Origin of the sequence: Bradyrhizobium sp. PRIMUS42, from assembly GCF_023006515.1 — a bacterium.
Lineage (GTDB): Bacteria > Pseudomonadota > Alphaproteobacteria > Rhizobiales > Xanthobacteraceae > Bradyrhizobium.
Genome location: NZ_JALBGZ010001487.1, coordinates 1 through 576, shown reverse-complemented (window position 1 = coordinate 576; position 576 = coordinate 1). Strand labels below are relative to the sequence as shown.

At 67.4% G+C, this 576-nt stretch carries 1 protein-coding gene; it reads right to left on the bottom strand.

Annotated elements, in window-relative coordinates:
- Positions 1 to 6: 6 nt before the first annotated feature.
- Positions 7 to 576 (bottom strand): FAD-binding oxidoreductase (locus MOV75_RS41230; RefSeq protein WP_247008626.1); only part of this gene is annotated, 570 nt, incomplete at its 5' end.

Genomic DNA, 576 nt, shown 5'->3' with positions numbered 1-576 from the left:
CGCCGATCAGGGGCGGGCGAGCTGCGCGCCCATCGCGGTCGAAAGCGCGACGCCGCGGCCGTTGCAGCCCAGCGAGATCAGGATGTTTTCGGCGGGCTCGTGCACATGCGGATAGTGGTCCTTGGTGATCGCGAGCCGGCTATTCCAGCCATGGGTCCAGGCGACGCCCTTGAGCTGCGGCCATAGCCGCTCGGCATAGCGCATGAGATAGGCGACGTCGTTCGGCGAGCTGATCCAGCGCATCGGGCCACGGCCGCCCATCAACAGACGGTTGTGCTGGTCGATGCGGTAGTAGACCGTGATGTGGCCGCTCTCGTAGAGCACGGGACGCGTCGGCATGATCGAGCGGGCGACCTCGTCGGAGAGCGGCGCGGTGGCGGCGATCGAGGAAAACACCGGCACGATGGTGCGGCGAAGCGCCGGCCAGAGATCATCGGTGAAACCGTTGGTGGCGAGCAGGACCTTGTCGGCATGAACCACTGCGCGCGGTGTCTCGATGCGCCAGCGTGCGCCCTCGCGGCTCAGTGACAATGCCGGCGTCTCGCCAAAAACCTTGGCGCCGGCCGAGATCGCGGC